A 22,776-nucleotide genomic window follows, 5' to 3' on the forward strand; every position below is an offset into this window, starting at 1 on the left:
TGGTCTCGGTCGACGGGTCCGACAGGGGTCGTCCCACGTCCGGTTTCCGCCTCGGCGGGAGAAGATCACCCTTTTGACGTAGGGGCTTCTCCAGCACCAGTCGGTGGGGCAATCGGTGTGGAGGCGAGAGGGTGAGGCCATGCCTGCCCCCACGCGCATACTCGTCGTCGATGACCATGAGGTCTTCGTCGACGCCCTCGCCGTCTGCCTCGGTGACTTCGACGGCGTGGTGGTCGCAGGAACGGCCACCAGTCTCGAGTCCGGCATGCGCCTGCTCGACCAGGCGTCCTACGACGTCATGGTCCTCGACCTCGACCTCGCCGGTGAGGACGGGCTGCGGCTCGCCCGTGAGGCCCTGCGCCTCAACCCGGGCGCCGGGGTCGTCGTGGCCACCGGCCTCGACGCGTCCGACCGGATCGTCGAGGCCGTCCAGCTCGGCGTGCGCGGCTGGGTCACCAAGACGGTGACGCCCGAAGAGCTCGTCGACGCGGTCCAGGGCGTGGCGCGCGGGGAGACCCGGATCCCTGCGGACCTCCTCGCCGGTGTCCTCGTGTCGTTCTCGCGCGAGCAGCGAGCGCCCCTGGAGCACGTGCAGGGCATTCGCGACCTGACGACGCGTGAGCTCGAGGTGCTCGGGTGCCTGGTGGAGGGGATGAGCCGCACCGAGATCGGCGAGCTGCTGCACGTCTCTCCCAACACCGTGCGGACCCACGTCCAGAGCATCCTGCACAAGCTCAAGGTGCACTCGGCGCTCGCTGCCGTGGCGATCGCCCGGCGCGCCGGCGTCACCGGTGCGTCGATCCTCACCAGCTGAGCTCAGGCGCCCCGGGGCAGCTCGGGGACACGACCACCGTCGGCCCGGACCTGCGAGCCGTCGCGACGTGCGAGCCACAGCATCAGGCCACCGAGGCTGCCGCTGACCGTGGTGCTGCCCTCGCCGACGGTCCAGGTGTCACCCTCGTCCGCGCGGAGGGTCACCGCGGGGGGCCTGCTCCCGAGCGCGAGGCGGTCCACCGCGTCGGCGACGAACGCACGCAGCAGGTCCGGCTCGACGTCGTCGAAGGTGAATCCCGCGTCGAGGTCCACGTGGTGGAAGACGACCTCGCGCAGGCGCAGGAAGGGCAGCCTGCTGGAGGGCACTTCGTAACCGCCCCGCATCTCGACCCGTTCGGCCGCCAGGGTGCCGCCCAGGGCCTCGAGCGCCGGGACCAGGCGTTCCGCGGTGGCGCGCAGGTCCTCGAGCTGCTCGGTGGCCGGCCGCCCCGCTCCTGCCGCGATCTCGGCGTCGCGAGCCCCCGTGCCCCCGGGGTACATGTCCTGCCGCTCACCCGTCACCGCCCACGACGCGAGCCTGGCGATGGCGTCGGCGTTGCGTGCCACGTGGCTGAGGACGTGCCCGCGCGTCCAGCCCTCGCAGAGCGAGGGGCCCGAGACGTCGTCGAGCCGGGCTGCGGTCCCGAGGAGTCGGTCCGTGTGGGCGGCCAGCAGGGTGAGGTCGGTGTCGAGGCTCATCTGCGCCACGCTAGTCCGACGCCGGGTCGGCAGCCTGCTGGGCAGCGACCTTCTCGGCGGCGGCCACGGCGTGGGCCGCACCGATGAGCGCGAGGTGGGAGAAGGCCTGGGGGAAGTTGCCCACCATCCGACCGTGCTGGGGGTCGTACTCCTCGGACACCAGCCCGACGTCGTTCACCAGACCCACCAGGCGGTCCATGAGGGCGGTGGCGTCCGCGACCCGGCCGCACGCGGCATACGCGCTGACGAGCCACCAGGAGCAGGCGAGGAACGGGTGCTCGTCCCCGGGGAGTCCGTCGACCCCGGTCTGGGTGCGGTAGCGCAGCAGGAACCCGTCCCGCATCAGGTCGGACTCCACCGCGCGCACGGTGCCCAGGACGCGCGGGTCGTCCGCGGGCAGGAACCCGACCAACGGGATGAGCAATAGCGATGCGTCGACCTCCGTGGTCTCGTAGTGCTGCGTGAAGGTGCCCCGGACCGGGTCGTAGCCGCGGGACAGGACCTCGTCGCGGACGGCGTCGCGGACCTCGCGCCACCGCTCGACCGGGCCCTCGAGGTCGTGCTCCTCGACGCTGCGGACCGCGCGGTCGAACGCCGCCCACACCATGACGCGCGAGTGGGTGAAGTGCCGCAGGGGACCGCGGATCTCCCACAACCCGTTGTCCGGCTGGTCCCAGTGCTTCGCGAGGTCGTCGACCAGGGCTCGCTGCATCGCCCACCCCTGGGCCGACACCTCGAGCCCGGCCCGTCGCGCCTCGTCGAGCGCGATCATCACCTCGCCGAGGACGTCGGACTGGCGCTGGTCGACGGCGCCGTTCCCGATCCGGACCGGTGCGGAGCCGGCATAGCCCGGGAGGTGGTCCAGGGTCCGTTCCGGGAGCCGCCGGGCCCCGTCCACGGCATACATGATCTGCAGGTCCTCGGGGTCGCCGGCGACGGCGCGGATGAGCCAGTTGCGCCACAGGCGCGCCTCCTCGAGGTAGCCGGAGGAGACCAGCGCCTCGAGGGTGAGGGAGGCGTCCCGGAGCCAGCAGAAGCGGTAGTCCCAGTTCCGCTCGCCCCCGAAGTCCTCCGGCAGGCTCGTCGTGGGGGCCGCCACGATCCCGCCGTAGCGCGAGTGGGTGAGCAGACGCAGGGTCAGCAGCGAGCGGACCACCTGCTCGCGGTAGGGGCCCTCGTAGCTGCAGCGGTGGGCCCAGGCGTTCGAGACGTCGATGGTCTCCTTGATGCGGGAGTCGATGTCGAGCGGCGCGGGCACGGGCTCGTGGGAGGGGAACCACGTCGTCGAGAACGTGTACGTCTCACCGGCAGCGACGTCGAACTCGTCGACGTGGTGACCGTCCTCGGGGTCCGGGAGACGCGTGCCGCGCAGCACCAGCATGTCCGGTCCGGCGATGGCGGTGATCACGTCGCTGTCGAGGCGGTGCCCGACCCCGCGGGACACCCACGGGCGGACCTTGCCGTAGTCGAAGCGGACGGTCCACTCGTGCCGCATCCGGACCGTGCCGCGTTCGCCGCGCACGCTGCGCACGATGTCGGCCCGCCCGTCCCCGATCGGCATGAGATCGGTCACGGTGACCCTGCCCGAGTCGGTCTCGTGGACGGTCTCGAGCACGAAGGAGTTGTCGACGTACCGCCGGGTGCTGCGGGCGTCTCCCACCGGTCCGAGCAGCCACCGGCCGTTGTCGCGGGTGCCCAGCAGCCCGGCGAAGCACGCGGGGGAGTCGAACCGGGGGAGGCAGAGCCAGTCGATCGACCCCCCTCGGCTCACCAGGGCGGCGGTCTCGGTGTCGCCGAGCACGGCGTACTCCTCGATGGGGGTCGGCTGCGGAGTCGTCGTCACGACCTCACCGTAGGCTCCCGTGACGCGGCTGTCAGTGCGGGCACCTAGCATGAAGCGCGTGACCGCAGTGCACCCCACCACACCCCCCATCCGCCCCCACCACGACCAGCTCGTCGTCCGTGGGGCCCGTGAGCACAACCTCAGGGACGTGTCGGTCGAGCTGCCCCGCGACTCGATGATCGTGTTCACCGGGCTCTCCGGCTCCGGCAAGTCCTCGCTCGCGTTCGACACGATCTTCGCCGAGGGCCAGCGCCGCTACGTCGAGTCGTTGTCGGCCTACGCCCGCCAGTTCCTGGGGCAGATGGACAAGCCCGACGTCGACTTCATCGAGGGGCTGTCGCCCGCCGTCTCGATCGACCAGAAGTCGACCAACCGCAACCCGCGGTCCACGGTCGGCACGATCACCGAGGTCTACGACTACCTCCGCCTGCTCTTCGCGCGCGCCGGCCGACCGCACTGCCCCGTGTGCGGTGAGCCGATCACCCGGCAGAGCCCGCAGCAGATCGTCGACCGGCTCCTCGAGCTCCCCGACAAGACCCGTTTCCAGGTGCTGGCGCCCGTCGTGCGTGCCCGCAAGGGCGAGTACGTCGACCTCTTCACCGAGCTCCAGAGCAAGGGCTTCTCGCGTGCCCGCGTCGACGGTGAGGTGGTGTCGCTCACCGAGCCCCCGAAGCTCGAGAAGCAGGTCAAGCACACCATCGACGTCGTCGTGGACCGCCTCGTCGCCAAGGGGTCGGACTCGGGCGCCAAGCGCCGGCTCACCGACTCGGTCGAGACGGCCCTCGGCCTCGCCGGGGGAGTCCTCGTCGTGGAGTTCGTCGACAAGGAGGCCGACGACCCGACGCGGGAGCGGCGCTTCTCCGAGAAGATGGCCTGCCCCAACGACCACCCGCTGTCCATGGACGAGGTCGAGCCGCGCTCGTTCTCGTTCAACAGCCCCTTCGGCGCCTGCCCCAAGTGCAGCGGCCTCGGCACCGAGCTCGAGGTCGACCCCGAGCTGCTCGTGCCGGACGAGGACCTCACCCTGGCCGAGGGCGCGATCGCCCCCTGGGCCCAGGGCAGTGGATCGGCGGAGTACTTCCAGCGGGTCATGACCGCCCTCGGCAACGACCTCAAGTTCGCGATGGACGTCCCGTGGAGCGCGCTCCCCGCGCGGGCCCGGGAGGCGCTGCTGCACGGCCAGAACTACAAGGTCCACGTCCGCTACAAGAACCGCTACGGCCGGGAGCGCTCCTACACCACCGGCTTCGAGGGTGTCGTCCCCTTCGTGAAGCGGCGCCACTCCGAGACGGACTCCGAATGGAGCCGGGAGCGGTACGAGGGCTACATGCGTGAGGTGCCGTGCCCCGAGTGCCAGGGCGCCCGGCTCAAGCCCGAGTCGCTCGCCGTCACCATCGGCGGGCAGAGCATCTCGGCGATCTGCGCCCTGGCCATCGCCGACTGCGCGACGTTCCTGCAGACCGTCGACTTCACCGAGCGGGAGCGACAGATCGCCGAGCGCGTCATCAAGGAGATCGAGGCCCGCCTCGGGTTCCTGCTCGACGTCGGCCTCGACTACCTGTCCCTGGACCGGCCTGCCGGCACGCTGTCCGGTGGCGAGGCGCAGCGCATCCGCCTGGCCACCCAGATCGGGTCCGGTCTCGTGGGCGTCTTGTACGTGCTGGACGAGCCGAGCATCGGCCTGCACCAGCGCGACAACCACCGCCTGATCGAGACCCTCACCCGGCTGCGCGACCTCGGCAACACACTCATCGTCGTCGAGCACGACGAGGACACCATCGCCACGGCCGACTGGGTCGTCGACATCGGCCCTGGGGCCGGCGAGCACGGTGGTGAGGTGGTGCACTCCGGTCCGGTCAAGGGCCTGCTCGAGCACCCCGACTCGATCACCGGCAAGTACCTCTCGGGTCGCCTCGAGATCCCGACACCGATCACCCGCCGTCCGCAGGAGAAGGGTCGCGAGGTCACCGTCGTGGGGGCGCGCGAGCACAACCTGCACGGGGTCGACGTGTCGTTCCCGCTGGGCAACCTCGTCGCAGTCACCGGCGTCTCCGGTTCGGGCAAGTCGACCCTCGTCAACGACATCCTCTACAACGTCCTGGCCAACAAGCTCAACGGTGCCCGGCACGTCCCGGGGCGGCACAAGACCGTCAAGGGGCTGGACAACCTCGACAAGGTGGTCCACGTCGACCAGAGCCCGATCGGCCGCACCCCGCGGTCCAACCCGGCGACCTACACCGGGGTCTTCGACGCAATCCGCAAGCTCTTCGCCACGACGACCGAGGCCAAGATCCGCGGCTACCAGCCGGGCCGGTTCTCGTTCAACGTCAAGGGCGGACGCTGCGACGCCTGCTCCGGAGACGGCACCATCAAGATCGAGATGAACTTCCTGCCGGACGTCTACGTCCCGTGCGAGGTCTGCCACGGCGCGCGCTACAACCGCGAGACGCTCGAGGTGCACTTCAAGGGCAAGACGATCGCCGACGTGCTGGACATGCCGATCGAGGAGGCGGCCGACTTCTTCGCCGCGGTTCCCGGGATCGCCCGGCACATGCGGACGCTCAACGACGTCGGGCTGGGCTACGTCCGGCTCGGGCAGCCGGCGCCGACGTTGTCCGGTGGTGAGGCGCAGCGCGTGAAGCTGGCTTCCGAGCTGCAGAAGCGGTCGACCGGTCGGACGATCTACGTCCTCGACGAGCCGACGACCGGCCTGCACTTCGAGGACATCCGCAAGCTCCTCGAGGTGCTCCAGGGCCTCGTCGACAAGGGCAACAGCGTCATCGTCATCGAGCACAACCTCGACGTCATCAAGAACGCCGACTGGGTGATCGACATGGGTCCCGAGGGCGGCAACGGCGGCGGGCTGGTCGTGGCCGAGGGCACGCCCGAGGAGGTCGCCGAGGTCGAGGCGAGCCACACCGGCCGGTTCCTGGGACCGGTGCTCGCCAAGAGCGCCCGCACCACGGCGCGACCGACCGGAGCCACCGTGGCCAAGGCGGGGGCCGAGAAGGCCGCCGTCGTGACCAGGGCCACCCGGGCGAAGACCGCTGCTGCGCCGTCGGGTGCCGCGAAGTCCGCTGCGGCCAAGCCGGCCAAGCGCACCGCGGCGGCCTCGGCCACCACTCGTGCCACGGCGACGAAGAAGGCGGCCAGCCAGAAGGCGGCGTCGGCAAAGGCCGCTCCGAGGAAGGCCACCGCGACCACGGCAGCGGCCAAGACCGCCAAGGCGGCGACCAGGGCGCCGCGGTCGGCGGCCGCGAAGCGGAGCTGACGGGGGCGCCGGACGCGCGGTCGTGCGCGTCCAGGCGCCATACGCAGAAGGGGTGGACCGCAGCTGCGGTCCACCCCTTCTGGCGGTCAGGTCGGGCTGACCCTCAGACGTCGCCGCCGAGGTAGGCGGCCTTGACCGCTGGGTCGCTCGCCAGGTCCTTGCCGGTGCCCTCGCGGATGATCTCGCCCGTCTCGAGGATGTAGGCGCGGTCGGCCCGCTTGAGGGCCTGGGCGGCGTTCTGCTCGACGAGCAGCACCGTGGTGCCCTGCTTGTTGATCTCGGTGATGATGTCGAAGATCTGCTGGATCAGCTTCGGTGCCAGGCCCATCGACGGCTCGTCGAGCAGCAGCAGCTTCGGGTTGGCCATCAGGGCCCGCCCCATCGCCAGCATCTGCTGCTCGCCGCCGGACATCGTGCCGGCCACCTGCGTGCGGCGTTCGGCCAGCCGGGGGAAGAGGCCGAAGACGCGGTCGCGGTCCTGGCCGATCTTCGGGGACTTGCGGTCGGGGCGCGCGTAGGCACCCATGTCGAGGTTCTCCTGCACCGTCATCCCGACGAAGCAGCCACGTCCCTCGGGGGACTGGGCGATGCCGAGCACGGGGCGCTCGTGGGCGGGCATCGCGGTGATGTCCTGCCCCTCGAACCTGATGGCGCCCTGGCGCACGGGACGCAGCCCCGACACCGTCTTCATGGTCGTCGTCTTGCCGGCGCCGTTGGCCCCGATGAGCGTGACGATCTCACCCTCGTTGATCGTGAACGAGATGTTGCGGATGGCCTCGATGCGTCCGTAGTTGACGCAGAGGTCGTCGACCTCAAGAAGCATCTTCATCAACTCCCAGGTAGGCGGCGATGACCGCAGGGTTGTCCTGGATCTCGGCGGGGACGCCCTCGGCGATCTTCTTGCCGAACTCGAGGACGACGATCCGGTCGGTGACCCCCATGACGAGCTTCATGTCGTGCTCGATGAGGAGCACGGTGTAGCCCTGGTCGCGGATGGACCGGATGAGCTCCATGAGCCGGGCCTTCTCAGCCGGGTTGAAGCCGGCAGCCGGCTCGTCCAGGCAGAGCAGCTTCGGGTTCGTGGCGAGGGCTCGCGCGATCTCGAGCCGACGCTGGTCACCGTAGGGCAGGTTGCGGGCCAGCTCGTCCGCGCGCTTCTCCAGGCCCATGAACTTGAGCAGCTCGTAGGCACGGTCCATGCCCTCGCGCTCCTCGGAGTGGTGCTTCGGCAGCCGGAGCAACGCCGAGCCCATGCCGGTGGAGTGGTGGGCGTCGGCACCGACGAGCACGTTCTCCAGGGCCGTCATGTTGTGGAACAGGCGGATGTTCTGGAACGTGCGGGCGATGCCCAGCTTGGTGATCTGGAACTTCTTGCGCTTGCCGAGGGCTTCGCCCATGAACTTCACGTCGCCGGACGTGGGCTGGTAGACGCCGGTCATCACGTTGAAGCAGGTCGTCTTGCCGGCACCGTTCGGCCCGATGAGACCGAGGATCTCGCCCGTGTTGATGTGGAACGAGACCCCGTCGAGGGCGGTGACGCCACCGAAGCGCAGGGTGACGTCGTCGACCTCGAGCATCTTGCCCTTGGGCAGGTCGGTGACCGCGTCGACGGAGATGTCGACCGACGTGTCGGGTCGGGCGTCCTCGTCGGGGGACAGGGGCGTGTCGTCGTCGACGCGGGCACCCCGCGTCTCGTCGGCGCTGCTGGCGCCGGCCTTGGTGTCAGACATGCGCTGCTCCTTCCTCGAGCACTTCGGTTTCCTCGTCAGCTCGTTTCGCCCGCACCGACCGCCGCGGCGGCAGCAGGCCCTGCGGCCGGAAGATCGCCAGAGCCATCAGCACGAGGCCGAAGAGCAGGAACCGCGCGTCGGAGAGGAACCGGAACTTCTCCGGGGCCCAGGTCAGCAGGGCAGCGGCGAGGATGACGCCCCAGCGGTTGCCCTGGCCACCGACGACGACCATGGCCACGAAGAGCACCGAGTACAGGATCGTGAAGTTGTCGGGGTTGATGAACTGCTGCTTGGTCGCGAACAACGCGCCGGAGAGGCCACCGATGGCGGCACCCGTCGCGAAGGCCAGCAGCTTGAACCGGAACGTTGGAACGCCCATGAGCTCCGCGGCGTCCTCGTCCTCACGGGTCGCCTCCCAGGCGCGGCCGACGCGGGAGTTCTGCATGCGCCAGTCGAGGAACAGCACGATGAACACCAGCGTGAGGGCCAGCCAGTAGTAGGGGATCGAGTCGGTCACCGAGAACTGGATGAACCGGGTCTGGTTGCTCAGGTCGACCTTGGCGACGAAGCCGTCCCACACCAGGTGCGGCACCCCGAAGAGGTCCAGGCTCGGGGGAGTCGGGATGTTGGAGATGCCTCGCGAACCACCGGTGAGGCCGTCCGCGTTGACCAGGACCAGCCGGACGATCTCACCGAAGCCGAGCGTCACGATGGCGAGGTAGTCGCCGCGCACGCGCAGGGTGGGTGCACCCAGGACGATGCCGGAGAACAGCGTGACGGCCATGGCGATCGGGATGCACAGCAGCAGCGGGATGTTGCCGTGCGCGGACCCGAGGATGCCCACGGTGAACGCACCGATGGCGAAGAAGCCGATGTACCCGAGGTCGAGCAGCCCGGCATACCCGATGACGATGTTGAGCCCGATCGCCACGAGGGCGTAGAGGGCGCAGAGGAACAGCACCGCACCGAAGTCGGAGTCCGTCGTCGTGATGAGCGGCGGGTTGATGATGGGCAGCAGGTACACGAACACGGCGGCGGCGATCGCGAGGACGATCTTGGCCCAGCGGGGCAGCGCGCGGAAGCGGTCCCCGACCCCGTGGAGGAAGTTCCTGACGGCGTTCATGCGCGTGCCTTTCCGAGGGACTCACCGAGCAGGCCGGTGGGGCGGAACAGGAGGATGACCACGAGGAGGGTGAAGGCCACGACGTCCTTCCACTCACCGCCGAAGACCGCCTGGCCGTAGTTCTCCGCGACCCCCAGGATGAAGCCACCGAGCAGGGCGCCGCGCAGGTTGCCGATGCCGCCGAGGACAGCTGCGGTGAAGGCCTTGACGCCGAGGATGAAGCCGGAGTTGTAGCGGATCTGGCCGACCTTCAACAGGTACATCACCGCGGCGGCACCGGCCATGGCACCACCGAGGACGAACGTGAGGCGGATGACCCGGTCACGGTTGACACCCATGAGTGCAGCGGACTCGGGGTCCTGGGCGACGGCGCGGATGCCGCGGCCGAGGCGGGACCGGCTGACGAACTGGTCGAGGCCGATCATCATGATGATGGCGGCACCGAGCACGATCAGGTCGATGTTGGAGACGTGGTAGTCGAAGATGTAGAAGAGCCGCTTCACCTCGATGTTGAGGGGGAACGGCGAGGCCTCGCGGGGTCGACCGACGTAGCGCACGAGGTCCTGGTCCTTGCCGAACCACTTGAACGGCTTGTCGCGCAGGCCCATGGCCTCGGACAGGGTGTACGAGGCGCCGATGGCAGAGATCAGCGCGATCAGCGGCGGCGAGTTGCGCTTGCGGAGCGGGCGGTAGGCCACGAACTCGAGGACGAGGGCCACCAGGGCCGACATCGCCATCGCCGTGGCGAAGGCCACGACGAGGAAGCCGGCCGTGCCGAGCCCGGTCGCCTTGGTCGCGCCGATGGCGGTCAGCACCCAGACGGCTGCGAAGCCGCCGTACATGAAGACCTCGGAGTGCGCGAAGTTGATCAGGCGGAGCACGCCGTACACGAGGGTGTACCCCAGGGCGATGAGGGCGTAGATGGCTCCGTAGGCCAGGCCGGTGATCGTGAGTTCCCAGAAGTTGTTGAGCAGAAGATCCATCAGGCCTCCGAGTCAGGGGGCTTCTCAACCTGGGTCAGGGGGAGACCAGGCCGGCCCGCGTCCGGGTGGGAACACGGTAGCGGCCAAGGCCCTCGATGCCGAGAGCCTTGGCCGCTACGCGTGGAACTACTTGATTTCCTGGTCCGGGACGATCTTGCCGCCGGTGACCTTGTAGGCCCAGACGGAGACCTCGGCCGGCTCACCCTTGGCGTCGAACTTGACGTTCTTGGTGACGCCCTGGGCGGAGTACGAGCCGATGAAGGCCGTCATGTCCGCCGAGGTGGTCTTGCCGGCCTTGATGCCCGCGAGGAACACGTTGGCCGCGTCGTAGGCCTCGGCCGAGTAGGTGGCCGGGTCGGAGTTGTACGCCTTCTTGTAGGCGGCCTGGAACTCCGGAGCCTTGTCCGGGGGGAGGCAGGGGCAGGTCACGATGGCACCCTCGGCCGCCGCACCGGCGCCCTTGATGAAGCCGTCGTCCTTGACACCGTCAGCCGCGACGAACGTGCCGGTGAAGCCGCCGTCCTTGAGCTGCTTGGCCAGCTTCGAGGCGTTCGAGTAGTAGCCGCCGTAGAAGAACACGGTGGCACCCGAGGACTTGGCCTTGGTCACGGTGGCCGAGAAGTCGTCCTGCTTGCCGTCGGCAGCGGTCTCGTCCGAACCCGCGACCGCGGAGCCGAGGTCCTTCTTGACGATGTCGGCGAGGCCCTTGCCGTACTCGGACGTGTCGTCGGAGACGAAGACCTTGGTGGCCTTGAGGGTGTCCTTGATGTACTTCGCGGCCGCCGGGCCCTGGGTGGCGTCGTTGCCGAGGATGCGGTGGAAGGTCTTCCAGCCGTTCTCGGACAGCGCCGGGTTGGTGGCGGAAGCGGAGATGGTGTTGAGGCCGGCCTGCTCGAAGATCGGGTCGGCAGCCTTGGACTCGCCGGAGAAGGCGGGGCCGACGATGCCGACGAGCTTCTTGTCGGTGACGGCCTTCTGGGCCAGTCCGGGGGCGATGGCCGGGTCACCCTGGCTGTCGAACGAGGTCAGCGTGACCTTGCAGTCGGCGTTCTTCTCGTTGTACTGGGAGACGGCGAGCTCGGCACCGTTCTTGATGTTGATGCCGAGGTTCGCGGCGTCTCCGGTCAGTGCACCGAAGAAGCCGATCTTGAGGTCGCACGCCTTGCCACCGCTGGTGGATCCGGCGTCGTTGGTGGTGCCGCCACAGGCACTCAGTGCGAGCGCAGCCGCCACGAGGGGCGCGCCAATCTTGAACACGGAACGCAAGACTCCTCCTGAAGTCACATGGTGCACGTGGAGGCAGCAGGGTCACAGCGCCCACGGTTCCCCGGATGGGGTGTGTGCAGACTATGACGCCGGACGTCGCCCGGTTGGGGACTTCGGCCTCAGGCGTGATCGTGTCGTTATCACAGGTCTTACTGTTTGGCCGCGTCAGACGACGACATCCTCCGGCCATGTAGGAGCGGTGGGACGACGATCTCCGTGAGGCGAACTCGGCGGACCTTTCGTACGTATACACAGCATGGCGCTGCATACTCGGCGCCACGTGTCTGTCCCCGAAGGGCCATCCCACCGAAAGGCGTACCCATGACCCACCTCGACGACCAGCCCACCACCGCCCCGCCTGCCCACGATGCCTCGGTCCCGCGCCCCAGCCGCCGGGTGGTCCTGGCGTCCGCCGGTGCCGGGGTCGGTGCGGTGGCCCTGGCCGGCTGCGGCTCGGCCCAGGACGCCGCCAACACGGCCGTCAGCAGCGCCTCGGACGCGGCGGCCGGCGCCGTCAAGGACGCCATCTCCAAGGCGACCATCCCCGTGGGCGGTGGCAAGGTGTTCGCCGACCAGAAGCTCGTCGTGACCCAGCCCGCCTCCGGTGAGTTCAAGGCGTTCAGCGCCGTCTGCACCCACCAGTCCTGCGTGGTCGCGGACGTCTCGGACGGCACGATCAACTGCGCGTGCCACGGCAGCAAGTTCGACATCACCACGGGTGCCGTGAAGAACGGGCCCGCCTCGTCGCCGCTGCCGGAGAAGAAGGTCACCGTGAGCGGTGACGGGATCTCCGTCACCTGAGCCGACAACGGCGTCGGCCGGGGGTGTGCTCCGCAGGCCCGCGGGGCACACCCCTCGACGTGGGCGGCGTCGGTGCCGCTCCATAGAGTGGGACCGTGGCTGATCCGACGACCTACCGTCCTGCGCCGGGGGAGATCCCCGTCGACCCGGGGGTCTACCGGTTCCGCGACTCGGCCCGGCGGGTCATCTACGTCGGCAAGGCCAAGTCCCTGCGCCCGCGGCTGTCCTCGTACTTCCAGGACCTGTCCGCCCTGCACCCGCGGACCGCGACGATGGTCACCACCGCGGCCAGTGTCGAGTGGACCGTCGTCTCCACCGAGGTCGAGGCCCTGCAGCTCGAGTACTCCTGGATCAAGGAGTTCGACCCGCGGTTCAACGTCAAGTACCGCGACGACAAGTCCTACCCCTACCTCGCGGTGACGATGGGGGAGGAGTTCCCCCGCGCGCAGGTGATGCGCGGTGCCAAGCGCAAGGGCACCCGGTACTTCGGCCCCTACGCCCACGCGTGGGCCATCCGCGAGACGCTCGACCTGCTGCTGCGGGTCTTCCCGGTGCGCACCTGCTCGTCCGGCGTGTTCAAGCGGGCCGGCCAGGTCGGCCGCCCGTGCCTGCTCGGCTACATCGACAAGTGCTCGGCGCCCTGCGTCGGCCGGGTCAGCCCGGAGGAGCACCGGGCCATCGCCGAGGACTTCTGCGACTTCATGGCCGGCAACACCTCACGGTTCGTGAAGCGGCTCGAGCGCGACATGGCCGCCGCGTCCAAGGAGCTCGAGTTCGAGCAGGCGGCCCGGCTGCGCGACGACCTGGTCGCCCTCGGCAAGGCGCTCGAGAAGTCGGCTGTCGTCCTCGGTGACGGCACCGACGCCGACGTCTTCGCCCTCGAGGACGACGGCCTCGAGGTCGCCGTCCAGGTCTTCCACGTCCGCGGCGGACGGGTGCGCGGCCAGCGCGGCTGGGTGGCCGAGATGGACGCCGAGACCGTCCCCGAGATCGTCGGTCACCTCCTCCAGCAGGTGTATGGCGGGGAGTCGGGTGAGGGGGTGCCGCGCGAGGTGCTCGTCCCCGTCCTGCCGGACGACCCGGAGGCGGTGTCGCTGTGGCTCGGTGCGCTGCGGGGCTCCAACGTGGACCTGCGCGTGCCGCAGCGCGGGGACAAGCGCACCCTGCTCGAGACCGTGCACCGCAACGCCAAGCAGTCCCTGGCCCGCCACAAGCTGGCCCGGGCCGGTGACCTCACGGCCCGCAGCGTGGCCCTGCAGCAGCTGCAGGAGACCCTCGACCTGACCGACGCACCGCTGCGGATCGAGTGCTACGACATCAGCCACATCCAGGGCTCCCAGGTGGTCGGGTCGATGGTCGTCTTCGAGGACGGCCTGGCCCGCAAGAGCGAGTACCGCCGGTTCGTCATCCGTGGCGAGCAGGTGGACGACACCGCAGCCATGGACGAGGTGCTGACCCGACGGTTCAGCCGCTACCTCGAGGAGCGCGACCAGTCCGCGGACCTCGAGCTCGGGCCCGACCCCGAGGCAGGTCCGGAGCGGATCGACCCCGACACGGGCAGGCCCAAGCGTTTCGCCTACCCGCCCAACCTCGTCGTCGTGGACGGTGGTCTGCCCCAGGTCAACGCGGCCAAGGCGGCGCTGACGGCCCTGGGCATCGACGACATCGCGGTCGTGGGCCTGGCCAAGCGGCTGGAGGAGGTGTGGGTGCCGGGCCAGGACTACCCCGTCATCCTGCCGCGCACCAGCGAGGGGTTGTACCTCCTGCAACGGCTGCGCGACGAGGCGCACCGCTTCGCGATCACCTTCCACCGGCAGCGCCGGTCCAAGGCAATGACCGCCAGCGTGCTCGACGCCATACCCGGACTGGGGGAGACCCGGCGCAAGGCCCTGCTGCGGCACTTCGGGTCGGTCAAGAAGATCCGGGCGGCGACCGCCGAGGAGCTCACCGAGGTTTCTGGCATCGGGCCTGCGCTGGCGGCCACGATTGCGGCAGAGTTGGCCTCGCAGGGGTCGGGCACTCCGGCCGTCAACCTGATGACGGGCGAGATCATCGACGAGGACGGAGCAGGGCAGTGACCAGCGCGGCAGGGACAGGCCCCGACGAACCGGACGAGGCGACCCCGTCCCGACCCGAGCTCGTCATCGTCACCGGCATGAGCGGGGCCGGTCGCTCCACCACGGCCAACGTCCTCGAGGACTCCGGCTGGTACGTCGTCGACAACCTGCCCCCGCACCTGCTGGTCTCCCTCGCCGACCTCGCCAGCGGCGTGGGCCGCAGCGCGGAGCTGCCGAGGATCGCGGCCGTCGTCGACGTGCGGGCCCGCGGGTTCTTCGCCCACCTGCAGACCGCGCTCAACGAGCTGCGACTGCGGGACTGGCACCCCAACCTGGTCTTCCTCGATGCCACCGACGAGGCCCTGGTGCGCCGGTTCGAGTCGGTGCGGCGCCCGCACCCGCTCCAGGGGGACGGCCGCCTGCTCGACGGCATCGTCCGTGAGCGCGAGATGCTGGCCGACCTGCGCGCCGTCGCGGACGTCGTCATCGACACGTCCGGGCTGAACGTCCACCAGCTCGCGAAGAAGGTGCACCCCGTCTTCGCCGACGGCGGGTCCGGCCCGAAGGTCCGGCTCGCGGTGATGTCGTTCGGGTTCAAGTACGGCGTCCCTCTCGACGCCGACTTCGTCTTCGACATGCGCTTCCTGCCCAACCCGTTCTGGATCCCCGAGCTGCGCAACTTCACCGGTCAGGACGCCCCGGTGTCGGAGTTCGTGCTCGGACAGGAGGGCGCGGGCGAGTTCGTCGAGCGGGTGGGCGCCCTCATGGAGCCGGTCGTGGCAGGCTACGTCCGCGAGGGACGGCGGTACGCCACCGTCGCCGTCGGGTGCACGGGCGGCAAGCACCGCTCGGTCGCCGTGGCCGAGGCGCTCCGGACCCGGTTGGCCAGCGACGACGTGGCGACCTTCGTCGTCCACCGGGACCTGGGGCAGGAATGACGGGTCCCGCGGTCGTCGCCCTCGGGGGCGGGCACGGCCTGGCAGCCTCACTCGAGGCCCTCAAGCTGGTCTGCGACGAGATCACGGCCGTCGTGACCGTCGCGGACAACGGTGGCTCATCGGGACGGTTGCGCGACGAGTTCGACGTGCTCCCGCCCGGTGACCTGCGGATGGCCCTCACGGCGCTGTGCGACGACACCGAGTGGGGCCACACCTGGCGCGACGTGCTGCAGCACCGGTTCCGGGGCGACGGGCCACTCGCCGGCCACGCCCTCGGGAACCTGCTCATCGCCGCGCTGTGGGACCTGCACCACGACCCCGTGACCGGGCTCGACCTCGTCGGGCGGCTGCTCAACGCGCGGGGGCGGGTGCTGCCGATGGCGGCCGTCCCGCTGGAGATCACCGCCCAGATCGCGGGCACGGACCCGGCCGACCCGGAGCGCGTCGACACGGTCCGCGGCCAGGTCGCGGTCGCCAGCACCCGCGGTCAGGTGCGCAGCATCGCGCTCGAGCCCGCCGACCCCCCGTCGGCGGCCGAGACGATCGACGCGGTCCGTGAGGCGGACTGGGTCATCCTCGGCCCCGGTTCGTGGTTCACCTCGGTCATGCCCCACCTCATGGTGCCGGCGTTGCGTGACGCCCTCCACGACACGGCGGCCAGGCGGTTGCTGACCCTGAACCTCGAGCACTCGGGCGAGACCGCCGGGTTCTCCTGCGCCCGCCAGGTCGACGCGCTGGCCGACCACGCCCCCCGACTGCGGCTCGACGTCGTGCTCGCCGACCCGGGTGCGGTCGACGACGAGGACCAGCTGCGCGAGGCGGCGGCGCGGCTCGGTGCGGAGGTCGTCGTGGCGGCGGTCGCCCAGCGCAGTGCACCGGGGCACCATGACTCCCTGCGACTCGCCGCGGCGTACCGTGACATCTTCGGGTGACGACACCCCGACCGGGCGAGCACCCGGGAGCAGGACCGACCGAGCGGGGCCCACGGACCCCACCGAAGCACCACGGCGAGATGGCAGGATGACGGCATGGCGATGACGGCGCGGGTCAAGGACGAACTGAGCAGGCTCGACGTCACGAAACCGTGCTGCCGCAAGTCGGAGGTGGCGGCGACCCTGAGGTTCGCGGGCGGGCTGCACATCGTCGGAGGCCGCATCGTCGTCGAGGCCGAGCTCGACACGGCCAACGCCGCCCGACGGCTCCGCAAGAACATCGGCGACCTCTACGGCCACCCGTCCGAGGTGCTCGTGCTCGCTGCCGGAGGCCTGCGCAAGGGCAGCCGTTACGTCGTGCGGGTCGTGCAGGACGGTGAGGCCCTGGCTCGCCAGACCGGCCTGATCGATGCGCGGGGTCGTCCCGTCCGGGGTCTGCCGCCGAAGGTGGTCAGCGCCTCGGCGTGCGACGCCGAGGCGGCCTGGCGTGGCGCGTTCATCGCCCATGGCTCCCTGACCGAGCCCGGGCGCTCCTCTGCCCTCGAGATCACCTGCCCCGGCCCGGAGGCCGCCCTGGCGCTCGTCGGTGCCGCGCGCCGCCTCGGCATCCAGGCGAAGGCCCGTGAGGTCCGTGGGGTGGACCGTGTGGTCATCCGCGACGGCGACGCCATCGGCGCGATGCTGACCCGGCTCGGTGCCCACGAGGCGGTGCTCGCGTGGGAGGAGCGCCGGATGCGGCGTGAGGTGCGGGCCACGGCCAACCGCCTGGCCAACTTCGACGACGCGAACCTGCGCCGCTCGGCCCGCGCGGCCGTCGCGGCCGGGGCGCGGGTGCACCGTGCCATGGAGATCCTCGGCGAGGAGATCCCCGACCACCTCCGCGAGGCCGGTGAGCTGCGGCTGCAGCACAAGCAGGCCTCCCTGGAGGAGCTCGGCCAGCTGGCGCAGCCGCCGATGACCAAGGACGCGGTGGCCGGGCGGATCCGACGGCTGCTGGCGATGGCCGACAAGCGGGCGCAGGACCTCGGCGTCCCCGGCACGGACGCCAACCTCACGCCTGACATGCTGGACGCATGACACAGATCGCCGTCGTCGGCACGGGGTACGTCGGCCTGTCCATCGCCGTGCTGCTGTCCCGCCGGCACCCGGTCGTCGCCCTCGACATCGACGCCGGTCGCATCGCGGGCCTGCAGGAACGTCGCAGCCCCATCCACGACAGCGAGATCGAGGCCGCCCTGGCGTCCGAGGACCTCGACCTGACGTTCACCACGGACCCGGCCCTGGCCTACGCCGGCGCCGAGTTCGTCGTCGTCGCGACACCGACCGACTACGACCCCGAGACCAACTACTTCAACACGTCGTCGGTCGAGTCCGTGCTCAAGGACGCCGCGGCCCACAACCCGCAGGCCACCCTCGTCGTGAAGTCGACCGTGCCCGTCGGGTTCACCCGCGACGTGTCCGACCGCCTGGGGCTCGACTCGGTGGTCTTCAGCCCCGAGTTCCTCCGCGAGGGCAAGGCCCTGTGGGACCTGCTGCACCCGTCCCGGATCGTCATGGGCGAGCGCAGCGACCGGGCCCAGCGGTTCGCCGACCTCCTCAGCGAGGCGGCCCTGCCCGACGACGTCCCGGTGCTGCTGACCGACAGCACCGAGGCCGAGGCGATCAAGCTGTTCGCCAACACCTTCCTCGCGATGCGGGTGGCCTTCTTCAACGAGCTGGACACCTTCGCGGCCACCCACGGCCTCGACAGCCGGCAGATCATCGACGGCGTGGGGCTGGACCCTCGCATCGGCAGCCACTACAACAACCCGTCCTTCGGGTACGGCGGGTACTGCCTGCCCAAGGACACCAAGCAGCTGCTCGCCAACTACCAGAACGTCCCCCAGAGCCTCATCGAGGCGATCGTCCACGCGAACGCCACGCGCAAGGACTTCGTCGCGCAGGACATCCTGTCGAGGCGTCCGCAGGTCGTCGGGATCCACCGGCTCATCATGAAGGCCGAGTCCGACAACTACCGGTCCAGCAGCGTGCAGGGGATCATGAAGCGGATCAAGGCCAAGGGCGTCGAGGTCATCGTCTTCGAACCGGCCATCGCCGATGACCACTTCTTCGGGTCGCGCGTGGTCCGTGACCTCGCGGAGTTCAAGGCCGAGGCGGACGTGATCGTGGCGAACCGCGTGGTCGCCGAGCTGGCCGACGTCGCCGACAAGATCTACACGCGCGACCTCTTCGGCGGCGACCAGTAGCTCGCCCCGGCGCGTGCCTGCGTCACCGTCAGGTTGCCCGGAGGTTACCGGCCCGTACACCGGACCGTCCTGTCGGCGTGGGACCACCATCCAATAGGGTCGGGAGCGACTCCTCGTGCCGCGTCACGCGGCACACCGTCCCCACCTGAGAAGGACTTGGCACAGTGACTGTTCGCGTAGGAATCAACGGCTTCGGCCGCATCGGTCGCAACTTCTTCCGCGCCGTCGTGGCGTCGGGAGCCGACATCGAGGTCGTGGCCACCAACGACCTGATGGACAACAAGACGCTCGCCCACCTGCTCAAGTACGACTCCATCCTCGGTCGCTTCCCGGGTGAGGTGACCTACGACGACACCTCGATCACCGCTGGTGGCAAGACCTTCCGCGTCTTCGAGGAGCGCGACCCCGCCAAGATCGACTGGGCCGCAGTGGGCGCCGACATCGTCGTCGAGTCGACCGGCTTCTTCACCGACGCGACCAAGGCCAAGGCCCACATCGACGGTGGCGCCAAGAAGGTCATCATCTCCGCGCCGGCCTCCAACGAGGACATCACGATCGTCATGGGTGTCAACGACGGCGACTACGACGCCTCGAAGCACACCATCATCTCCAACGCGTCCTGCACGACGAACTGCCTGGGCCCGATGGCCAAGGTCCTCAACGACGAGTTCGGCATCGTCAAGGGCCTCATGACCACGATCCACGCGTACACCCAGGACCAGAACCTCCAGGACGCCCCGCACAAGGACCTGCGTCGGGCCCGTGCCGCCGCCCTCAACATCGTCCCGACGTCGACCGGTGCCGCCAAGGCCATCGGCCTGGTCCTCCCGGAGCTCAAGGGCAAGCTCGACGGCTTCGCCCTGCGCGTGCCGATCGCCACCGGCTCGGCCACCGACCTCACCTTCGAGGCCGGCCGCGACACCACCGCCGAAGAGGTCAACGCCGCCATCAAGAAGGCTGCCGAAGGCCCCCTCAAGGGTGTCCTCGTCTACACCGAGGACCCGATCGTCTCCAAGGACATCGAGACCGACCCCGCCTCCTGCATCTTCGACGCGGGCCTCACCAAGGTGATCGGCAACCAGGTCAAGGTCATCGGCTGGTACGACAACGAGTGGGGCTACTCCAACCGCCTCGCGGACCTCGTCACCCTCGTCGGCAAGTCCCTCTGACGCATGAGGTCGATCTCCGAGCTGGGCGACCTGCGCGGAAAGCGCGTCCTCGTCCGGTCTGACCTCAACGTGCCGCTGGACGGCGCACAGATCACCGACGACGGCCGCATCCGTGCGTCCGTCCCGACGATCAAGGCCCTGTCCGAGGCAGGCGCACGCGTCATCGTGTGCGCCCACCTCGGGCGGCCCAAGGGAGCGCCCGAGGACCGGTACTCCCTGGCGCCGGTGGCGGCACGCCTCGGCGAGCTCCTCGGTCGCGGCGTCACCTTCGCCACCGACACGGTGGGGGAGAGCGCCCGGTCGGCGGTCGACGCCGCGCAGGACGGCGACGTCGTCCTGCTGGAGAACCTTCGCTTCAACGCGGGGGAGACGGCCAAGACCGACGAGGAGCGCGCCGAGTTCGCGGGTCAGCTCGCCGGGTTGGCCGAGGCCTTCGTCTCCGACGGGTTCGGGGTGGTGCACCGCAAGCAGGCCAGCGTCTACGACGTGGCCCGTCTGCTGCCGTCCGCGGTGGGTGGCCTCGTCGAGACCGAGGTGGGTGTCCTCAAGCGCCTCACCGAGGACCCCGAGCGCCCGTATGCCGTGGTGCTCGGCGGTGCGAAGGTCTCCGACAAGCTCGGGGTGATCGACAACCTGCTCCAGACCGCAGACCGCCTCCTCATCGGCGGCGGCATGGTGTTCACCTTCCTCGCCGCCCAGGACTACGAGGTGGGCAAGAGCCTCCTCGAGGCCGACCAGCTCGACGTCGTCCGCGGCTACATCGAGCAGGCCAAGGAGCGCGGCGTCGAGATCGTCCTCCCCGTTGACATCGTCGCCGCGACGGAGTTCTCGGCGGATGCCGAGCACGACGTGGTGCCGGCCGGCGCCATACCGGCGGACCGGATGGGGCTCGACATCGGACCGGAGTCCGGAGTCCTCTTCGCCGAGAAGCTCAAGGACTGCCGGACCGTGTTCTGGAACGGCCCGATGGGCGCGTTCGAGATGGAGCCGTATGCCGCGGGCACGGCCGCCGTGGCCAAGGCTCTGGTCGAGGTCACCGAGAAGGGTGCCCTCACCGTCGTCGGCGGTGGCGACTCCGCGGCCGCCGTGCGCCAGCTCGGGTTCGAGGACGCGCAGTTCGGCCACATCTCCACCGGCGGTGGCGCGAGCCTGGAGTACCTCGAGGGCAAGGAGCTCCCGGGGCTCACGGTCCTCGACGAGACCGGACCCGACCACCAGACCGAGCCCGACACCACCAAGGACCCCGCCTGATGGCAGCCAAGACCTCCGGACGCACGCCGCTCATGGCGGGCAACTGGAAGATGAACCTCGACCACCTGCAGGCCACCCACCTCGTGCAGAAGCTCGACTGGACCCTGCGCGACGGCCGGCACGACTTCAAGGCCGTCGAGGTCGTCGTCCTCCCGCCGTTCACCGACCTGCGCTCGGTGCAGACCCTGATCGACGGTGACCGGCTCGAGCTGCGCCACGGCGCACAGGACCTGTCCGCGCACGACCCGGGCGCGTACACCGGCGAGATCTCCGGGGCGTTCCTGGCGAAGCTCGGCTGCACCTACGTGACGGTCGGGCACAGCGAGCGGCGCGAGTACCACGCCGAGAGCGACGAGGTCGTCAACACCAAGGTGAAGATGGCCTACAAGCACGGCCTGGCGCCGATCTTCTGCGTCGGCGAGGGCCTCGAGGTGCGCCAGGCCGGCGAGCACGTCGCCCACGTCCTCGCCCAGGTCGAGGCCGGCCTCGCCGGCGTCACGGCCGAGCAGGCCAGGTCGGTCGTCATCGCGTACGAGCCGGTCTGGGCCATCGGCACGGGTGAGGTGGCGACGCCCGAGGACGCCCAGGAGGTGTGTGCGGCGATCCGGACCAAGCTCGCCGAGCTCTACTCCGGTGACCTCGCCGACGCGGTGCGCGTGCTCTACGGCGGGTCGGTCAAGGCCAACAACGTCGCGGCCATCATGGCCCAGGAGGACGTCGACGGCGCCCTCGTCGGTGGGGCCTCGATCGTGCCGGAGGAGTTCTCCTCGATCTGCCGGTACCGCGACCACAACAAGACGAGCTGACCCCCGCGCCGACCGGCGCGGCAGGAGTTCGGTCGGGCGGTTCGGCGCGGTCGGTTCAGCCCGGCGCGGCAAGCAGGTATCCTGACCGCTGCTGCCTTTACGGTGGCGAACTGTTGTCGACGAAGATGGGTGAACCGTGGAAGCCGTACGCATTGGCCTGCAGGTCCTGCTGGTCATCGGTGGTCTGATCCTGACCTTGCTGATCCTGCTGCACAAGGGCAAGGGTGGCGGCCTGTCCGACATGTTCGGTGGTGGCATGTCCACGTCGCTGGGTTCCTCGTCCGTGGCCGAGCGCAACCTCGACCGCTTCACGGTCGCGGTCGGCGTCATCTGGTTCGCCTGCATCGTCGGCATCGGTCTCATCGACCGCTTCTCCGCCTGACCCGAAAGGAAGCACTCCAACATGGCAGGTGGCAACGCAATCCGAGGCAGCCGAGTCGGCGCCGGACCCATGGGCGAGGCGGAGCGCGGCGACGCAGCTCCCCGAGTCTTCGTCTCCTACTGGTGCGCCAACGGCCACCAGATCCGTCCCAGCTTCGCCGAGGAGCCCGGGCTCGTCGTCCCCGAGACCTGGGACTGCCCGCGCTGCGGGTTCCCCGCCGGCCAGGACGAGGCGAACCCCCCGGCCCCGCCGAAGGTGGAGCCGTACAAGACGCACCTGGCCTACGTGAAGGAACGTCGTTCGGACGCCGACGGCAAGGCCATCCTCGACGAGGCCCTGGCCACGCTGCGCGACCGCAAGCTCATCCAGTAGCACGACGCACCTGCGCCGAAGGGCGCCGCGGACCACGGTCCGCGGCGCCCTTCGCGCAGGTCGGGGGCTGCGTCAGCTGCGGGCCGAAGGATCG

At 69.9% G+C, this 22,776-nt stretch carries 20 protein-coding genes; 13 read left to right on the forward strand and 7 right to left on the reverse strand.

What is annotated here, in order from left to right; all coding sequences use genetic code 11:
• Window positions 1-139: 139 nt before the first annotated feature.
• On the forward strand, window positions 140-814 hold the full coding sequence (locus ASD62_RS00630; protein ID WP_056914305.1) for a response regulator transcription factor: 675 nt from the start codon (window positions 140-142) through the stop codon (window positions 812-814).
• Window positions 815-816: 2 nt separating this feature from the next.
• Here ASD62_RS00630 and ASD62_RS00635 read toward each other — a convergent pair whose 3' ends face one another.
• Entirely contained in the window at window positions 817-1,512 is a 696-nt protein-coding gene (locus ASD62_RS00635; RefSeq protein ID WP_157581171.1) for a maleylpyruvate isomerase family mycothiol-dependent enzyme, read from the reverse strand.
• Window positions 1,513-1,522: 10 nt separating this feature from the next.
• Complete coding sequence (locus ASD62_RS00640) at window positions 1,523-3,355, reverse strand: glycoside hydrolase family 15 protein (protein WP_056917055.1); 1,833 nt, start codon at window positions 3,353-3,355, stop codon at window positions 1,523-1,525.
• Between the two features lie 49 nt (window positions 3,356-3,404).
• On the opposite strand from ASD62_RS00640, the gene uvrA reads away from it, so the two are divergent.
• Window positions 3,405-6,626, forward strand: coding sequence for an excinuclease ABC subunit UvrA (uvrA, locus tag ASD62_RS00645; RefSeq protein WP_056914307.1), 3,222 nt, complete (start codon window positions 3,405-3,407; stop codon window positions 6,624-6,626).
• Window positions 6,627-6,729: 103 nt separating this feature from the next.
• Here the strand turns inward: uvrA and ASD62_RS00650 are convergent, their stop codons facing one another.
• The 5 genes from ASD62_RS00650 to ASD62_RS00670 form a co-directional block, all read right to left on the reverse strand.
• Complete coding sequence (locus ASD62_RS00650; protein WP_235529148.1) at window positions 6,730-7,455, reverse strand: ABC transporter ATP-binding protein; 726 nt, start codon at window positions 7,453-7,455, stop codon at window positions 6,730-6,732.
• Window positions 7,439-8,356 (reverse strand): ABC transporter ATP-binding protein, encoded by a 918-nt coding sequence (locus tag ASD62_RS00655; RefSeq protein WP_056914308.1) that lies wholly within the window; start codon window positions 8,354-8,356, stop codon window positions 7,439-7,441. The genes ASD62_RS00650 and ASD62_RS00655 overlap by 17 nt, the downstream gene beginning before the upstream one ends.
• Complete coding sequence (locus ASD62_RS00660; RefSeq protein ID WP_056914309.1) at window positions 8,349-9,479, reverse strand: branched-chain amino acid ABC transporter permease; 1,131 nt, start codon at window positions 9,477-9,479, stop codon at window positions 8,349-8,351. Before ASD62_RS00660 ends, ASD62_RS00655 begins: the two co-directional genes overlap by 8 nt.
• A complete protein-coding gene (locus ASD62_RS00665; protein WP_056914310.1) occupies window positions 9,476-10,462 on the reverse strand; it encodes a branched-chain amino acid ABC transporter permease in 987 nt (328 codons plus the stop codon). Before ASD62_RS00665 ends, ASD62_RS00660 begins: the two co-directional genes overlap by 4 nt.
• Before the next feature lie 126 nt (window positions 10,463-10,588).
• A complete protein-coding gene (locus tag ASD62_RS00670) occupies window positions 10,589-11,719 on the reverse strand; it encodes a branched-chain amino acid ABC transporter substrate-binding protein (RefSeq protein WP_056914311.1) in 1,131 nt (376 codons plus the stop codon).
• Between the two features lie 330 nt (window positions 11,720-12,049).
• Between ASD62_RS00670 and ASD62_RS00675 the strand changes: the two genes are divergently transcribed.
• The 11 genes from ASD62_RS00675 to ASD62_RS00725 all read left to right on the forward strand — a co-directional run bounded on the left by ASD62_RS00675 (window position 12,050) and on the right by ASD62_RS00725 (window position 22,682).
• Window positions 12,050-12,529, forward strand: coding sequence for a Rieske (2Fe-2S) protein (locus tag ASD62_RS00675; RefSeq protein WP_082580491.1), 480 nt, complete (start codon window positions 12,050-12,052; stop codon window positions 12,527-12,529).
• A gap of 95 nt (window positions 12,530-12,624) precedes the next feature.
• Window positions 12,625-14,607: an excinuclease ABC subunit UvrC gene (uvrC, locus tag ASD62_RS00680; RefSeq protein ID WP_056914312.1), complete on the forward strand. Its 1,983-nt coding sequence runs from the start codon at window positions 12,625-12,627 to the stop codon at window positions 14,605-14,607.
• A complete protein-coding gene (rapZ, locus tag ASD62_RS00685; RefSeq protein WP_056914313.1) occupies window positions 14,604-15,524 on the forward strand; it encodes an RNase adapter RapZ in 921 nt (306 codons plus the stop codon). The genes uvrC and rapZ overlap by 4 nt, the downstream gene beginning before the upstream one ends.
• A complete protein-coding gene (gene yvcK, locus ASD62_RS00690; protein ID WP_056914314.1) occupies window positions 15,521-16,456 on the forward strand; it encodes a uridine diphosphate-N-acetylglucosamine-binding protein YvcK in 936 nt (311 codons plus the stop codon). The genes rapZ and yvcK overlap by 4 nt, the downstream gene beginning before the upstream one ends.
• 96 nt (window positions 16,457-16,552) lie before the next feature.
• Window positions 16,553-17,533: a DNA-binding protein WhiA gene (whiA, locus tag ASD62_RS00695; protein WP_056914315.1), complete on the forward strand. Its 981-nt coding sequence runs from the start codon at window positions 16,553-16,555 to the stop codon at window positions 17,531-17,533.
• Window positions 17,530-18,702 carry a nucleotide sugar dehydrogenase gene (locus ASD62_RS00700; protein ID WP_056914316.1) on the forward strand — a complete coding sequence of 391 codons (1,173 nt, stop codon included), beginning with the start codon at window positions 17,530-17,532 and terminating at the stop codon, window positions 18,700-18,702. The genes whiA and ASD62_RS00700 overlap by 4 nt, the downstream gene beginning before the upstream one ends.
• Window positions 18,703-18,866: 164 nt before the next feature.
• The gene (gene gap, locus ASD62_RS00705; protein ID WP_056914317.1) at window positions 18,867-19,871 is read left to right on the forward strand and encodes a type I glyceraldehyde-3-phosphate dehydrogenase; all 1,005 of its coding nucleotides are present in this window, start codon (window positions 18,867-18,869) and stop codon (window positions 19,869-19,871) included.
• A gap of 3 nt (window positions 19,872-19,874) precedes the next feature.
• Window positions 19,875-21,122, forward strand: a complete 1,248-nt coding sequence (gene pgk / locus ASD62_RS00710) for a phosphoglycerate kinase (protein ID WP_056914318.1) — start codon at window positions 19,875-19,877, stop codon at window positions 21,120-21,122.
• Window positions 21,122-21,928, forward strand: a complete 807-nt coding sequence (gene tpiA, locus ASD62_RS00715) for a triose-phosphate isomerase (RefSeq protein WP_056914319.1) — start codon at window positions 21,122-21,124, stop codon at window positions 21,926-21,928. Before pgk ends, tpiA begins: the two co-directional genes overlap by 1 nt.
• Before the next feature lie 136 nt (window positions 21,929-22,064).
• A complete protein-coding gene (gene secG / locus ASD62_RS00720) occupies window positions 22,065-22,310 on the forward strand; it encodes a preprotein translocase subunit SecG (RefSeq protein WP_056914320.1) in 246 nt (81 codons plus the stop codon).
• Between the two features lie 21 nt (window positions 22,311-22,331).
• Complete coding sequence (locus ASD62_RS00725; RefSeq protein ID WP_082553092.1) at window positions 22,332-22,682, forward strand: RNA polymerase-binding protein RbpA; 351 nt, start codon at window positions 22,332-22,334, stop codon at window positions 22,680-22,682.
• Window positions 22,683-22,776 lie beyond the last annotated feature (94 nt).

The organism is Phycicoccus sp. Root563, assembly GCF_001427915.1.
Lineage (GTDB): Bacteria > Actinomycetota > Actinomycetes > Actinomycetales > Dermatophilaceae > Pedococcus.

Excerpts from the sequence above, each read along its gene's own strand:
- ASD62_RS00630 (WP_056914305.1), top strand. The coding sequence starts at position 140 with ATGCCTGCCCCCACGCGCATACTCGTCGTCGATGACCATGAGGTCTTC.
- ASD62_RS00635 (WP_157581171.1), bottom strand. The coding sequence starts at position 1,512 with ATGAGCCTCGACACCGACCTCACCCTGCTGGCCGCCCACACGGACCGA.
- uvrA (WP_056914307.1), top strand. The coding sequence starts at position 3,405 with ATGAAGCGCGTGACCGCAGTGCACCCCACCACACCCCCCATCCGCCCC.
- ASD62_RS00650 (WP_235529148.1), bottom strand. The coding sequence starts at position 7,455 with ATGAAGATGCTTCTTGAGGTCGACGACCTCTGCGTCAACTACGGACGC.
- ASD62_RS00655 (WP_056914308.1), bottom strand. The coding sequence starts at position 8,356 with ATGTCTGACACCAAGGCCGGCGCCAGCAGCGCCGACGAGACGCGGGGT.
- ASD62_RS00660 (WP_056914309.1), bottom strand. The coding sequence starts at position 9,479 with ATGAACGCCGTCAGGAACTTCCTCCACGGGGTCGGGGACCGCTTCCGC.
- ASD62_RS00665 (WP_056914310.1), bottom strand. The coding sequence starts at position 10,462 with ATGGATCTTCTGCTCAACAACTTCTGGGAACTCACGATCACCGGCCTG.
- ASD62_RS00675 (WP_082580491.1), top strand. The coding sequence starts at position 12,050 with ATGACCCACCTCGACGACCAGCCCACCACCGCCCCGCCTGCCCACGAT.
- yvcK (WP_056914314.1), top strand. The coding sequence starts at position 15,521 with ATGACGGGTCCCGCGGTCGTCGCCCTCGGGGGCGGGCACGGCCTGGCA.
- whiA (WP_056914315.1), top strand. The coding sequence starts at position 16,553 with ATGGCGATGACGGCGCGGGTCAAGGACGAACTGAGCAGGCTCGACGTC.
- ASD62_RS00700 (WP_056914316.1), top strand. The coding sequence starts at position 17,530 with ATGACACAGATCGCCGTCGTCGGCACGGGGTACGTCGGCCTGTCCATC.
- pgk (WP_056914318.1), top strand. The coding sequence starts at position 19,875 with ATGAGGTCGATCTCCGAGCTGGGCGACCTGCGCGGAAAGCGCGTCCTC.
- tpiA (WP_056914319.1), top strand. The coding sequence starts at position 21,122 with ATGGCAGCCAAGACCTCCGGACGCACGCCGCTCATGGCGGGCAACTGG.
- ASD62_RS00725 (WP_082553092.1), top strand. The coding sequence starts at position 22,332 with ATGGCAGGTGGCAACGCAATCCGAGGCAGCCGAGTCGGCGCCGGACCC.